This is a genomic window from Micromonospora sp. MH33 (assembly GCF_003013775.1).
GTDB classification, from domain to species: domain Bacteria; phylum Actinomycetota; class Actinomycetes; order Mycobacteriales; family Micromonosporaceae; genus Micromonospora; species Micromonospora fulviviridis.
Genome location: NZ_MUYZ01000001.1, coordinates 1 through 14,163, shown reverse-complemented (window position 1 = coordinate 14,163; position 14,163 = coordinate 1). Strand labels below are relative to the sequence as shown.

Here is a 14,163-nt window from a genome sequence, read left to right as displayed (position 1 = left end):
TTATGCCCAGTACAGCTTTCCATGACCACATCGCTGTCGGCCGACGGCGACCAATGATGCACGTCGACGCAAGGAGCGGGCGCCGTGTCGGTTCGTGACAGATTGGCGGAGATCAGCGCGATCGGCCGAGACAACGTCCGCGGTGGCTACTCGCGTCACCTGCTGGAGCCGGCGGAGGTGGCGCTTCGCAGCTGGTTCGGAAGCTCAGCGGAGGCACTGGGTCTTTCCGTCGAGGTGGACGGGAACGGGAACCTGTGGGCGTGGTGGGGCGAGTCCCGACAGGGAGCCGTCGCGACAGGCAGTCACCTTGACTCCGTCCCCGGTGGAGGCGCGTTCGACGGACCTCTCGGTGTGGTAAGTGCACTCGAGGCGGTCGCGATCCTCAAGGCTGAAGGCTGGCGTCCCACGCGGCCGATTGCCGTCTGTGCATTCGCGGAGGAAGAAGGATCCCGCTTCGGCATGCCGTGCCTGGGCTCTCGACTGATGGTCGGTGAGATCGCGCCGGAGCACGCGCTCGCCCGGGTCGACCGCACTGGCGTCACCCTCGAAGAGGCCTGGCGGCAGGCGGGCCTGGAGGTCTCCACCATCGGCCCGGACCCCGACCGACTCGCCGGCATCGACATGTTCCTCGAACTTCATGTCGAGCAGGGCCTCGATCTGGAGGACCGTGACCTCCCCCTCGCAGTCGGTTCGGCGATCATGGCGCACGGCAGGTGGCGGCTCTCGATCGTCGGGGAGGGTAACCATGCCGGGACCACGCCGATGCAGGGACGCCGCGACCCGGTGGTCGCGCTCTCGTCGGCGGCCCTTGCGGTCCGCGAGATCGCCTTGGAGCGACCGGCCGCTCGTGGCACCATCGGCCGCATCTCGGTCACCCCGAACGGAACGAATGTCATCGCCTCGCGTGTTGACGCCTGGCTCGACATCCGGGCTCACTCGGACTCGGAGGTACGCGCGCAGTTGGACGCGACGGTTGCGCTCATCGAGAAGCGGGTCGGGGCCGAGGGCTGTGCTCTTCAGGTCCACGAGGAGTCGTTCTCGCCGTTGGTCCTTTTCGATGAGCCACTCACGGCGAGGATCGCCGGTCTTCTCGGCGGCGTGCCGGCGATACCGACAGGCGCCGGCCACGACGCAGGTGTCCTCTCCGCGTACGTCCCAGCCGCGATGATCTTCGTCCGGAATCCGACCGGCGTCTCGCACGCTCCGGAGGAGACCGCCCGCGAGGAGGACTGCGAGGCCGGAGCGCAAGGGCTTGCCGCCGTTCTCCGAGACCTCACCGGCGGGGCCTCCCGATGAGCGGCGAACGGCAGCGCTTCCACTGCCAGGTCGCGCTCGCGGAGGGACGCCTGGCCGAGAGGGTGCGGGTGGAGGCGGTGGACGGTGTGGTCGTCGAGGTCGCCGCAGGCGTGCCGCCGCAGCCCGGCGATGTCGTGCTCGGAACGGTCGTGCCGGGATTCGCGAACGCCCATTCCCATGCGTTTCATCGAGAGCTGCGCGGTCGTACGCACGCCAACGGAGGTGACTTCTGGCAGTGGCGGCACCGGATGTACGACGTCGCCAACCGACTCACACCGGACAGCTACCACGTCGTCGCGGAGCGGGTCTTCAAGGAGATGCGCGACGCCGGTTACACGGCAGTCGGTGAGTTTCACTACCTGCACCACCAGCCTGGCGGAACGCCGTACGGCGGTCACGAGATGGAGCTGGCGCTGGTGGCGGCGGCGACCTCCGCCGGCGTTCGGCTGGTACTTCTGGACACCTGCTACTTGTGGGGTGGCGTCAACGCGCCACTGGGCGTGGAGCAGCAGCGGTTCAGCGACGGAGACGCCCATCGCTGGTTGGACCGCTGGCATCGGCTGCGCGACGCGCTTTCAAAACAGGGTGGCGGACTCGTCACCCTGGGTGCCGCCATTCACTCGGTCCGAGCGGTATCGCGATCCGACCTCTCCGTGATCGCCGAGGGCCTCCCTCAGGACGTGCCACTGCATGCCCACGTGTCCGAGCAGCCCGCGGAGAACAAGGCCTGCCTCGAGGCGCACGGCCTGACTCCGGTCGGGCTGCTCGCGGATCACGGGCTGGTGTCGTCGCGGTTCTCCGCAGTTCACGCGACGCACCTGACCACTGGCGACATCGGCCTGCTCGGAGACGCCGGCGCGACGATCGTGATGTGTCCCACGACCGAAGCTGATCTCGGCGACGGGATCGGCCCTGCCCCCGAGATCCGGGGCGCGGGGGCACGCCTCGCCATCGGTTCGGACCAGCACGTGGTGATCGATCCGTTCGAGGAGCTCAGCCGTTTGGAGCTCGACCAGCGCTTGCGGCTACAGCGACGTGGGGTTTTCCCGCCGGACACGCTCTGGGCGGCGGGAACCGTCAGGGGGTACGAATCCCTTGGCCTGTCGCGGAATCCTGGACTTCCGCCGGGACTACGCGTGGGCGAGCACTGGGACGCGGTCGAGATCGACGCGACGTCGACGAGAGTCCGCGGTGCTGACCCGTGGCAGTTGCCACTCGTGGCGCGTGCCTGCGATGTGCGGGCAACCATCGTCGGCGGTCGGCTGACACGTCCCGGCCGCTAAGAGAGACCGTCGACAGGGCGTTGGCCGCCCGGGTAACCGTTCGCGGGCAGCAGACAGGCACGGGGCTTGTCGATCACGTGAGTTCTCTACGCTCCGTGACCGACAAGGACCCCTGTGCCTGCGCTGCCCTTCGCTGTTGGAACCCGGCTGGGTTCAGTTCGCCGCACCGCTGCCCGGCCGGGGCGAGTTCCGCCCCGGTCACCCGCTGGGCTGTCACCGACGTCGGATCCCCGGACCGGGTCGTGTTCGCGCACGTCATCGCGGCTTTGGCGCACGGCTCGTGCTACGAGCGGGTGGTGTCCGCCCAGTGCCCGGACGCCACGATCCGCCGTCGGACAGGTCACGGTCCACCTGCACCGCGGCTACGACAACAAGCCCAGCCGCAAGGCACCGGCCGACCACGGCCTCGACGCCAAGATCGTCAGACGAGGCGGGCGCGCCCCGATGCAGGCCAGCAACCGCTGGCCGGTCGAACGCACCCGCCGCCTCAGCCAATGCCTGCTGACGGTCTCTCCAAGGTCACCGAACCGCGAGCCACTGCCGAACCCCTAGCCCGTCGAGGGCGGCCGACGGTCGCCAGACGTCGAACCTGCTGATCCCACGGCCACCGGTGAGGGCGATCACGACGGCGGCCGTCGGGAACTCCAGCCCCGGGAACCGGCAGGGCAGGAGTTCAGCCGGGTCGGGGTCGTCGGCCTTGACCATGAGGTTGACGGCACGGCACGGCGCCGCCAGCCGGACCAGCGTCGTCTCGGAGTCGCCGGCGAACGAGAACGGCGTGGCAGCGGCGATGCGGTGGGTCTCACCATCCACCCGCAGCTCGACGGGGCTGTCAATCGGAACGAAGGTGCGTGTGATCCCCGGCAGGCGTGAGAACGGGCCTGGTCCGGTCAGGTCGGCGATGCTCAGTCGCCAGGGCGGCCGGCCGGTGGCCAGCCTCCGGCTCTCGTGGTAGGACACCACTTCGCGGGTCACACCTGCACCCGTCGCCCAAGGAGTCGGCCGAAGCTGGCAGAACCGGCGCAGCGGTGCCGGCACCCCTCCGTCACCAGGTGGCCCGCTCGTTGGGGCGGCGCCGGTCCCCTGGCCGAGAGCCCCGCGAACGCGACTGGCTCCGTGAGGCAGCGCCGGCTTCCGCGTCACCGATTCGTCCCGGGCGCGGTATGGTCTTGCGTCGCGGCGCCACTCTCGAGCTCTCCTAGGATCGTGAGGAGGAGAGCCGCCGTCGTCTCGGGGTCACTGATGTTGGGTGAGTGCCTCGCATCGATCCCGTAGACCTTGCAGCTGGGGGCATGCTCGGCGATCCTGTGCGCCCAGTCCGGCTCGACGAGGTCGTCCTGTCGTCCGCTCACCAGCGCTAGTGGCGTCCGGACCGTTCGGAGGCTCCGCGGGTAGTCGTCGTAACGCTTCGGCGCGCCCTCGAACGGGGTGGCGAGTCCGGCGGCAGCGACGGCTCGGTAGTGACCTGGGTTGCACGCGTCACGTAGCCGAACCTCGACGTGGTCGTCGATCGCCGGGAAATGACCGGTGAGCAGGCGCACGACCCGCAGCATGTCCGCGTGGGAGCCGTCGAAGTGCGACAGCGCGGCCAGCCCCTCCTTGGTGCGGTACGGGCCACCCGTTCCTGAGATCGACACGGCCGTGCTGACGCGCCATGAGAACCAGGGCAGGGTCGCTGCCCGCAGCGCCATGGCGCCGCCGAAGGAGTTGCCGACGAGGTGGGCGGGGTGGTCTTCCAGATTGAGCGCGTCGAGCAGCGCCGCTACCTGGCGGAGTCGGAACTCGTACGGCGCCACGTCGAGCTGCACCATCTTGCTGGAGGCGCCGTAGCCGTAGAGGTCTGGTGCGATCACCCGGTAGCGCTCCGCCAGGGTGGGGATCACGTTGATCCAGCTGGCCTCGGCCGAACCACCCCATGCCCCGTCGTGCAGCAGCACCAGAGGGTGTGCGGACGGGGATCCTGCCGACAGGAAGTTCGTCACAAGCCCGCCGACGTTGATCTGGTCTCGTTTGATTGCCGACATGTCGGTGTCTCCTGTGGGGGGATGCGTAGTGCCAGGGGTCATCAGGGATCTGGTGGTCTAGTCGAGGAACTCGTGGTCCGACTCGATGACCGACTCGGTGGTCTTCCAGTACTCCACATTGGTGTACGGCCAGATCTGGGACACCCGTCCGTGCCGGTTCTGATACCAGGTGCTCACATACGGCTGGCCCCAGGCCATCCTCCGGTTGCCCTGGTCGACCCACGCGACGAAGCGGTCAAGCGCCTCCCTGCGTACGTCGATCGCGGCCGCCCCCCGGCGAAGCACCTCGTGAATCGCCTTGAGTGAGTACTCGACGGCGCGCTCCAGCATGAAGTGCAAGCTGCCCGCGACAACTCCACCCACGTTGGGGCCGTAGATCAGAAAGAAGTTGGGGAAACCCGGGACCATGACGCCGTTGTGGGCGCGTGCGTCACCGTCCCAGAACTCGTGGATCTCCACACCGTCTCGTCCCAGGACCTCGACCTCGTCGAGATAGTCGGACGGCTTGAAGCCGGTCGCGTACACGATGACGTCCACCTCGTGCAGGAGACCGTCGTTGTCGACGATCCCGTCCTCGGTGAACCGCTCGATCCCGGAGGTCACGAGCGTCGTCTTCTCGGAGAGCAGCGCAGAGGCCCACACCTCGTTGTCCCGCAGCATGCGCTTCGCGCCGGGCGGGTACGTGGGGACGATGTGCTGGAGGAGTTCCGGGGCGTCCTGGAACTGGGCCTCGAGTCGGGCGACGAGGTACTCCCGCAGCTCCTGGTTCTTGGCCGAGACGCTGAGCGGCGCACCGGGCCAGTCCTCTTCCGCTGTGACGGTATGGGTCCGTCCGGGGATGCCCGTGAGGATCACCCAGAGGCGGTACCACTGCGCGTAGTGCGGCACCTTCCGCACGAGCCAGCTGAACGCGTCCGTCACGGGGTGGTGATAGTTCGGCGCCGGCAGCATCCACGGCGCACTGCGCTGGAAGACGGTGAGGGCATCCACATCCCCGACGATGGCGGGCACGATCTGGTAGGCGCTCGCGCCGGTGCCGATGACGGCAACCCGCTTGCCTTTCAGGTCGGTTGCGTGATCCCACTCCTGCGAGTGCATCGTCGTTCCGCGGAACAGGCTCTGGCCCTCGAACTCCGGGATGTTCGGCCTGTCGAGCTGGCCCAGCGCGCTGACCACCGCCGAGAACCGGCGGACCTGCTCGCCGCCGTTCGGTCCGCGGGTGGTCGCCTCCCAGAACCTGCCGTCGTCGTCCCAGCGCAGGCGAAGGAGTCTGGTCGAGAACTCGATCCTGTCGGTGATTCGGGCCCGCTCGGCCACGTCACGGAGGTAGTCGAGGATCTCGCCGCCCTGCGCGAACTGGTGCGGCCAGTCGCCGCGCTGGGCGAACGAGTAGGAGTATCCGAAGGTGGGAGTGTCGAGACGGACCCCGGGATAGGTGTTCTTCGCCCACGTACCTCCCACGGACGTGTTGGCCTCGATCAGGGTGAACGGCACTTCCGCTTGGGCGAACCGGTGAGCGGCGGCGATCCCCGCGACACCCGCGCCGATGATGAGGGTGGGGAACGGTCGCCCCTTCGCGACCTCCTCGAACTTCCAGGACGGCCGGCCGCCCTTGTCGGTTGCGAGGTCGAGCTCATGGGTCAGCATCCGATACCACTGCTCTCGGCCGCCGCTGAGGTAGTGGAGGATCTCTCGAACTGTCTCGTCGGGCAGCACGTCGACCGTGGTGATCCCCTTGTCGCGCAGGACGGTCAGCGCAGAGAGGGCGACGGCGACAGCCTTCTCCTTCTGATCCTCCGACATCCCCCCGTGCGGGTGCGGCTGGGTGTCCATCGGCGTCAGCGGCGGTTGGAGGTCCGCGTGCAGGATCGACGTGTCGCCGAGAGCTGCCGCAAGCGCAGCGAGCAGGACGGGCAGCTCCGAGCCGGCCGACACGTGCTTGAGGAAGTCGTCGTCCTCGACGATGGTTTCGGACCGAGAGACCTGGTAGAGGTCGTCGAACCGATGCATCTCGTCGGCATCAGGTTCGCGAGTCGGTGTCATTCGGGTTGCTACCTCCTTCTGGCGAGACGGACGTCCGTGCGGGATGCGCAGTGTCGGAGCTGGCCGTTTCTCGCCCGCATAATACTATGCTAGCGGCGGCATCTCGCATAGAGTTGTGCCGGGCCGGGTGGACGGCCGGCCGCGACGCCGGCCGCACCGTGGCCGATGCGGTTCCGCCCCCAACGAGAGCGAGGAAGATCAAGTGAGCGTTTCGGCTGACGTCGTCAAGGCATGGCTGGAGGAGTTCGGGCGGGTGTGGCGCGAAGGCGACGTGGAGGGGGCGGCGGCCATCATGACCGAGGACGCCAGCTACCGGAACAGTCCCTTCCTGGAGCAGCCGTTCGTCGGTCACGACGCCATCGCGGGGTTTTGGGAGTCCGCGCTCGTTGGCGTCTCTGATGTCGACTTCCGCTACGGGACGCCGGTGATCGAGGGAGACCGGGTGGGCGTCGAATGGTGGGCCACCCTCCGCTCGGGCGGGGAGGACTACACCCTGGCGGGCAACTTCCTGCTGACCTTCGCCGGGAACAGGGTTGCGGACCTGCGCGAGTCGTTCGTCAAGCAGAAGGGTGCTCTTCAGCCTCACGCCGGCTGGGGTCTCTGAGTCTCCGCCGTTGACGATCGTTGAGCGCCGCGTTGATCCAGACTGTGAGGGAACATGGGTACCGAGGTAGAGAACCGCGCTGACGTGCTGATCGTCGGGGCGGGGGTGATCGGCGCCAGTGCCGCCTTCGCGCTGGCGAAGGCGGGCCACGACGTGCTCGTGGTCGACCGCAACAGCGGGGTCGGAGACGGTTCGACCGGATCGTCGGCAGGCATCATCCGCGTCCACGCGAGCGACGCGCAGAGCTCAGCGCTCGCTGCCGACGCCCTGGCGGTGTGGAACAACTGGCGTGACTTCCTCGGTGCCGACAGCACCGAGGAGGTCGCGCGTTTCGTGCGGTGTGGCTCGCTGATCCTTGATGCTGGGACCGGGTTCGTCGACCGAGCCGCAGCGGCGATGAGGGCCGCCGAGGTCTCGTTCGAGGAGTGGTCGCTGGACGAGATGAGTGGCCACTTCCCGTACTTCGACTTCCACCGGTTCGGACCGCCCCGGCCCGTGGACGACGACGAGTTCTGGTCGGAGCCGACAGAGTTGCTGCCTGGCGCTCTCTACACCGCCCAGTCGGGGTACGTCGGTGACCCGACCCTCGCGGCAGTCAATCTGATGCACGCGGCCCAGAGGGAAGGTGCCCGCTTGCGGCGATCGGCCCCTGTCGTGCGGATCGATCTCGAGGGTGCCCGCGCCGTGGGAGCGACCCTGGCCGATGGGAGCAGGTTGCGGGCGGAGGCGGTTCTCGTCGCTGCCGGACCCCACACCGATTCACTCGTCACGGCAATCGGCGGAACCTCCGACTTTCGGGTCCGAACCCGGCGGATCCGGGAGGAACTGGTCCACGTGCCGGCGCCTGCTGGGCTGGACCTCGCGCTTCAAGGGGTACACCTCGTGGACGGCGACCTCAACATCAACTTTCGTCCAGAGCTAGGCAACGCGTTCCTCGGTGGCAGTAACGGTGATCTCGTCGAGGAGCAGACAGTCATCGAGGACCCCGATGAGTTCAACCCGCTGGTGACGGCCGACGTCTGGGAACGCACGACTCTGCGGCTGGCTCGGCGCATCCCGGCACTGGGCGTCCCGCGTGCTCGAACAGGCGTCGTCGGGCTGTACGACGCGGCGGAGGACTGGCTGCCGATCTACGACCGGACGTGCTTCGACGGGCTGTTCGTCGCGATGGCGACCTCAGGTACACAGTTCAAGACGGCGCCGATCGTGGGTGAGCTACTTCGCCATGTCATCGAGACCGAGCTGGACGGCCGCGACCACACCGCGGAACCGTTCCTCGCCCCGACCAGCGGGCGCAGCTATTCGACTGCGCAGTTCTCCCGGCTGCGTGATCCGCGCAAGGGCCAGCTTCGGGGATGAGGGGCCTGCAGACATGTGGGATAACCAGAGGCACCAGGACGTGAACGAGCCACAGGAAGCCGTCGTCATCGACGGCATCTCAGAGTTGACCACGAACGACGAGGCCAATGGCGGGCGGGTAGCCGATGCGGCGCTGGTCGTCGAAGGAGATCGGATCGCGTGGGTCGGGCCATCTCGTGCGGCGCCCCCCGCCGACCGGAGGGTGGACCTGGCCGGACGAGCTGTGCTCCCGGGTTGGGTCGATTCCCACACCCACCTGGTCTTCGCCGGGGACCGCACTGCGGAGTTCGAGGCGCGGATGGCCGGTGAGCCTTACACGGCGGGCGGTATCAACGTGACGGTCCAGGCCACGCGGGCGGCGAGCGACGCGGATCTCGAAGGAAATGTCGAGCGGCTGGTAGCTGAGGCGCGCCGTGGCGGGACGACGACGATCGAGACGAAGACCGGGTACGGCCTGACAGTGACCGACGAGGTACGGGCAGCTCGCCTGGCCGGTCGGCACGCGGACGCGGTGACGTTCCTCGGCGCACACGTCGTGCCTGCAGGCGCCGACCCGGACGAGTACGTCGCGCTCGTCGCTGGTCCGATGCTCGACGCCATCGCTCCCTTCGTGACCGCGGTGGACGTCTTCTGCGAGGTCGGCGCCTTCGACGAGGCGGCGACGCGCAGGATCCTCGACGTAGCCAGGGCGCGGGGGATGGCGCGTCGCCTGCACGGCAACCAGCTCGGGCACGGGCCAGGGGCGCAGCTCGCTGTCGAGTACGGCGCCCTCAGCGTGGATCACCTCGGCTTCCTGACCGACGACGATGTCGTGGCCCTGGCCTCCTCCTGGGCGGGCGCGAGGCGAGGTACGGTCGCGACGGTTCTTCCGGCCTGCGACCTCTCCACTCGAATGCCGCTCGCGCCTGCCCGGCGTCTCCTGGACGCCGGCGCGGTCGTCGCGATCGCCTCGAACTGCAACCCCGGGACGTCCTTCACCACCTCCATGGCGTTCTCCGTCGCCACCGCCGTGCTGCAGATGGGTCTCACCGTGCAGGAGGCGGTCCGCGCGGCGACGCTGGGAGGGGCGATCGCGTTGGGAATGGACGAGGAGGGATGGCTCGATCCCCGCGGCGCGGCGCAGCCGGCCGTCGGGGTGATTGGTCCTGGCCGGCGGGCGGATTTTCAGGTGCTGGACGCCCCCTCGGTCACCCACCTTGCCTACCGTCCCGGGGTCCCGCTCACGAGCGCCGTGTGGCGGGCCGGCATCCGCCAAGTCTGACTTACGTCCGCCGAGACACTTCTGCCTTTCGCCTGCGGCCCGTCGCCGTGGCGGGGGACACCCCGAGAATTCATTCCCCTCACTCTGACTATCTGGAGACATCATGAGTTCATCTATCGTCGGCCGGACGGTTCTCATCACCGGCGCGGCCGAACGTGCGGGCCGCGTGTTCGCGCGCAGGTTCGGAGCGGCCGGGGCGGCCGTGGTGGTGAACCACTGGAAGCAGGCGGAGCTCGCCGAGAAGACCGTCAAGCTCATCCGCTCCGAGGGCGGCGAGGCGATCGCCGTGGAGGCGGACGTGTCGAACACCGCGGACGCCCGCCGGCTCGTGGACCAGGCGGCGGCCTGGCGCGGCGATCTCTCCGTGCTGATCCATAATGCGAGCTCCCTTCGCGCGAAGGAGTTCGAAGATGTGACCGAGGACGACTTCGACGCCTCATTCGGGGTCAACATCCGGGGACCGTTCTTCCTCAGCCAAGCCGCGGCGACGGTCATGAAGGCGCAGGGGCACGGCAGGATCATCGCGCTGGTGGGGAACTCGACCAACGAGGCATGGCCGAACCTCATTCCGCATGGCCTGTCCAAGACGGCCCTGATTCGGCTCATGGAGCAGCTCGCCGTCGCGCTGTCTCCGACGGTGCAGTGCAACGCGGTGGCACCGACGCAGTTCTTCCGTTCGGACGACGGCACCAATGACGCGCTGCGTCGTTATCGCGGCGAACCGCTCGTCGATGGCGACACCTACCGTGTCGGGACGCGGTACGAGTTCCGCAACGGGGACGCGGACGATGTCGCGGAGACGCTGCTCTTCCTCTCGACGTGCTCGCCCTACCTGAATGGCACGGTCATCCGCCTCGATGGCGGGAAGGCGCTCTACTAGCGGTCTCTCCCGACCAGCAAGAGGTGAATCCATTCGCGACGCCGGCGTCGACCTCTACGAAGTCCGGGCGTTCGCGCGGGGGACAACGGCATCCTGCCGTGACCGTCCCGTGGCCCGGGATCGCACCGGTCGCCCGTCGGCCACGGCAGGGTCTCGCGGCTCGCCGTCGCCCGGCGCTCCCTTGGCTGCCCGGACAGGGTGGACCCGGTGGAAACGAGAGAAGGAGGGTATCGATGCTCATCGGCATCCCGAGCGAGTCGAAACAGGGCGCCTTGGTTGCGGCGACCGCCAAGACCGTTTCCCAACTGACCAACCTCGGCTACGACGTGATCGTCGAGTCGGGCGCCGGCGACCTCGCCGACCAGCCCGACAGCGCGTTCACCGCCGCTGGTGTCCGGGTCGGTACGACGGAGGAGGTGTGGGCCGCCGACGTCGTCGTGAAGGTCAACGCCCCCACCCACGAGGAGATCGGCCGGCTCCGGCAGGGCGCCACGATCATCTCGATGATGGCGCCGGGCCGTAGCCCCGAGCTGCTGGAGGAGCTGCAAGCGCAGGGCGTGACCGCGCTCGCGATGGACGCGGTGCCGCGGATCTCGCGCGCGCAGCCGATGGACGTGCTGTCCTCGATGGCGAACGTCGCGGGCTACCGCGCCGTGGTCGAGGCCGCGCACGAGTTCGGCCGGATGTTCACCGGCCAGGTGACCGCCGCAGGCAAGATCCCTCCGGCCCGGGTGTTCGTGGTGGGCGCCGGTGTCGCGGGTCTGGCCGCGATCGGTGCCGCCTCGGCGATGGGTGCGGTTGTGCGCGCGTTCGACGTGCGTCCCGAGGTGGCCGAGCAGGTCGAGTCGATGGGCGCGCAGTTTGTTGAGCTGGACCGGTCCGTGTTCAAGGCGGAGAAGTCTTCCGACGGCTATGCCAGGGAGATGACCGAGGAGCAGCAGGCCGCGACTGCCGCGATGTACGACGAGGAGGCGCGCGGCGCCGACATCGTCATCACCACCGCGCTGATACCCGGACGCCCAGCGCCGCGCCTGCTCACCGCCGAGACCGTGGCCGGCATGAAGAACGGCTCCGTGATCGTCGACATGGCCGCGGCCAACGGTGGAAACGTCGCGGGCACCGTGGCGGATCAGAAGGTCGTCACCCAGAACGGCGTGACGATCCTGGGTTACACCGACCTCGCCGGCCGCCTGGCCGCGCAGACGTCGCAGCTGTACGGCACCAACGTCGTCAACCTGCTCAAGCTGCTGACCCCGGAGAAGGACGGCAACCTGACGTTGAACTTCGACGACGTCGTCCAGCGTGGCATCACCGTCGTCAAGGATGGCGAGTCCACCTGGCCGCCGCCGGCCGTGCAGGTCTCGGCCATCCCCGCGGCCGCGACTCCCACGGTTGCTGCTCCGGTCAAGGAGGAGAAGGCGCGGCTGTCCGCAGGTGCGAAGGTCGGCCTGGTGTTGGGCGGCATCGCCCTGTTCTGGCTGGTCAACGCGACCGCGCCGGACCCGATCCCGCGGCACTTCACGACGCTGATGCTCTCGATCGTGATCGGTTATTACGTCATCGGCAAGGTGGCGCACGCGCTGCACACGCCGCTGATGTCGGTCACCAACGCCATCTCCGGCGTGGTCGTGGTCGGCGCGCTGATCCAGGTCGCGTCGGAGGACACCACCGTACGGATCCTTTCGGCCGCGGCGACCCTGCTTGCCTCGATCAACATCTTCGGTGGCTTCGCGGTCACGCGGCGCATGCTCGGCATGTTCAACAAGGGGGTCTGAGCGATGGACATCAACTCGACCACTGGCGCGGTGTACATCGTTGCCTCGCTGTTGTTCATCCTCTCGCTCGGGGGCCTGTCGAAGCACGAGTCCGCCAAGAACGGCCTGACCTACGGGATCGTCGGCATGGCGATGGCGCTCGTCGCGACCGTTGCCCTGGTCATCGACGTCACCACCGACCTCGACGGCGGCATGGTCTCGATCCTACTCATGCTGGCCGCGATCACGGTCGGTGCCGTGATCGGCCTGTGGCGGGCCAGGATCGTCGAGATGACCGGAATGCCCGAGCTCATCGCGCTGCTGCACAGCTTCGTCGGTCTCGCCGCCGTCGCGATCGGGTGGAACGGCCACCTCGAGGGCTCGCACTACGCTCTGGACAGCCTCAACAACATCCACGAGGCCGAGGTCTCGATCGGTATCTTCATCGGCGCGGTCACCTTCACCGGCTCGATCGTCGCCAACCTGAAGCTCTCGGCGAAGATGAAGTCCGCCCCGCTCATGCTGCCGGGCAAGAACTTCATCAACGTCGGTTCGCTGGTCCTCTTCACGATTCTCACAATCGTCTACGCCGTCATTGACGCCGGCGGCACCGGACAGGATGTCGTCCTCGTCGTGCTGACGGTGCTCGCTCTGGCCCTGGGCTGGCACCTGGTCGCCTCCATCGGTGGCGGCGACATGCCGGTCGTGGTCTCGATGCTCAACAGCTACTCGGGTTGGGCCGCGGCCGCCTCGGGGTTCCTGCTCAGCAACGACTTGCTGATTGTGACCGGTGCGCTGGTCGGCTCATCCGGTGCCTACCTCTCCTACATCATGTGCAAGGCGATGAACCGCTCCTTCATCTCCGTCATCGCCGGTGGCTTCGGCGTCGAGTCCGGCCCCGGGGGCGACAAGGACTACGGCGAGCACCGCGAGATCCAGGCCGACGCCGTCGCCGAGCTCCTGGCCGGCGCGTCCTCGGTCGTCATCACCCCCGGCTACGGCATGGCGGTGGCGCAGGCGCAGTACCCCGTTGCCGACCTGACCGCGAAGCTTCGGGCCAGGGGCGTCAACGTAAGGTTCGGCATCCACCCCGTGGCGGGCCGCCTTCCCGGCCACATGAACGTGCTGCTGGCCGAGGCCAAGGTGCCCTACGACATTGTGCTCGAGATGGACGAGATCAACGACGACTTCGACGCCACCGACGTGGTCCTGGTCATCGGTGCCAACGACACGGTCAACCCGGCCGCGTCGGAAGACCCGTCCTCGCCGATCGCCGGCATGCCGGTCTTGAAGGTCTGGAACGCCCACGACGTGATTGTCTTCAAGCGGTCGATGGCTACAGGCTACGCCGGCGTGCAGAACCCGTTGTTCTTCCGCGACAACAGCCAGATGCTCTTTGGCGACGCCAAGGAGCGGGTCGAGGACATCGTCCGAGCCCTGGACCGTGTTTCAGCAGTTCGCGGGGCAGACATCTACCGTCCGGCGCTGGCCTGATCCATCGGGTATCAGGGCCGAAGAAAGCTCATTCAACTGAGCCGTGTGTCGCGTCGCGGCCCGGCGTGGCGAACAACGTAGAGAGGATGTCGAAGCGCGATGAATATCGTCGTACTCGTCAAGCAGGTGCCTGATTCGGGCGCGGACCGCAACCTGCGTCCTGAC

General features: G+C 68.0%; 11 protein-coding genes and 1 pseudogene. 9 read left to right on the top strand and 3 right to left on the bottom strand.

Features of this window, described 5'->3' with window-relative positions:
* The first annotated feature begins 84 nt into the window (after nt 1-84).
* From B0E53_RS00055 to B0E53_RS38875, 3 genes and pseudogenes are all read left to right on the top strand, one after another.
* Complete coding sequence (locus tag B0E53_RS00055) at nt 85-1,296, top strand: allantoate amidohydrolase (protein ID WP_107074012.1); 1,212 nt, start codon at nt 85-87, stop codon at nt 1,294-1,296.
* A complete protein-coding gene (locus B0E53_RS00050; RefSeq protein ID WP_107074011.1) occupies nt 1,293-2,579 on the top strand; it encodes a formimidoylglutamate deiminase in 1,287 nt (428 codons plus the stop codon). The genes B0E53_RS00055 and B0E53_RS00050 overlap by 4 nt, the downstream gene beginning before the upstream one ends.
* 112 nt (nt 2,580-2,691) lie before the next feature.
* Nucleotides 2,692-2,914, top strand: a pseudogene (locus B0E53_RS38875) (IS5/IS1182 family transposase); the annotation flags it as partial.
* Between the two features lie 184 nt (nt 2,915-3,098).
* Here the strand turns inward: B0E53_RS38875 and B0E53_RS00045 are convergent.
* From B0E53_RS00045 to B0E53_RS00035, 3 genes are all read right to left on the bottom strand, one after another.
* Nucleotides 3,099-3,617: a HutD family protein gene (locus B0E53_RS00045; protein ID WP_281492814.1), complete on the bottom strand. Its 519-nt coding sequence runs from the start codon at nt 3,615-3,617 to the stop codon at nt 3,099-3,101.
* A gap of 101 nt (nt 3,618-3,718) precedes the next feature.
* The gene (locus B0E53_RS00040) at nt 3,719-4,603 is read right to left on the bottom strand and encodes an alpha/beta hydrolase (protein WP_168215146.1); all 885 of its coding nucleotides are present in this window, start codon (nt 4,601-4,603) and stop codon (nt 3,719-3,721) included.
* A 57-nt stretch (nt 4,604-4,660) separates the two neighbouring features.
* Complete coding sequence (locus B0E53_RS00035) at nt 4,661-6,538, bottom strand: NAD(P)/FAD-dependent oxidoreductase (protein ID WP_168215145.1); 1,878 nt, start codon at nt 6,536-6,538, stop codon at nt 4,661-4,663.
* 310 nt (nt 6,539-6,848) lie between these two features.
* On the opposite strand from B0E53_RS00035, the gene B0E53_RS00030 reads away from it, so the two are divergent.
* The 6 genes from B0E53_RS00030 to pntB all read left to right on the top strand — a co-directional run bounded on the left by B0E53_RS00030 (nt 6,849) and on the right by pntB (nt 13,998).
* Entirely contained in the window at nt 6,849-7,250 is a 402-nt protein-coding gene (locus B0E53_RS00030; RefSeq protein WP_168215144.1) for a nuclear transport factor 2 family protein, read from the top strand.
* Between the two features lie 54 nt (nt 7,251-7,304).
* Complete coding sequence (locus tag B0E53_RS00025; protein WP_107074006.1) at nt 7,305-8,609, top strand: FAD-dependent oxidoreductase; 1,305 nt, start codon at nt 7,305-7,307, stop codon at nt 8,607-8,609.
* Between the two features lie 40 nt (nt 8,610-8,649).
* Complete coding sequence (hutI, locus tag B0E53_RS00020) at nt 8,650-9,870, top strand: imidazolonepropionase (RefSeq protein WP_246835121.1); 1,221 nt, start codon at nt 8,650-8,652, stop codon at nt 9,868-9,870.
* A 103-nt stretch (nt 9,871-9,973) separates the two neighbouring features.
* On the top strand, nt 9,974-10,750 hold the full coding sequence (locus tag B0E53_RS00015; protein ID WP_107074004.1) for an SDR family NAD(P)-dependent oxidoreductase: 777 nt from the start codon (nt 9,974-9,976) through the stop codon (nt 10,748-10,750).
* A gap of 233 nt (nt 10,751-10,983) precedes the next feature.
* Nucleotides 10,984-12,525 carry a Re/Si-specific NAD(P)(+) transhydrogenase subunit alpha gene (locus B0E53_RS00010; RefSeq protein WP_107074003.1) on the top strand — a complete coding sequence of 514 codons (1,542 nt, stop codon included), beginning with the start codon at nt 10,984-10,986 and terminating at the stop codon, nt 12,523-12,525.
* A gap of 3 nt (nt 12,526-12,528) precedes the next feature.
* Complete coding sequence (gene pntB / locus B0E53_RS00005; RefSeq protein ID WP_107074002.1) at nt 12,529-13,998, top strand: Re/Si-specific NAD(P)(+) transhydrogenase subunit beta; 1,470 nt, start codon at nt 12,529-12,531, stop codon at nt 13,996-13,998.
* Nucleotides 13,999-14,163: the final 165 nt, after the last annotated feature.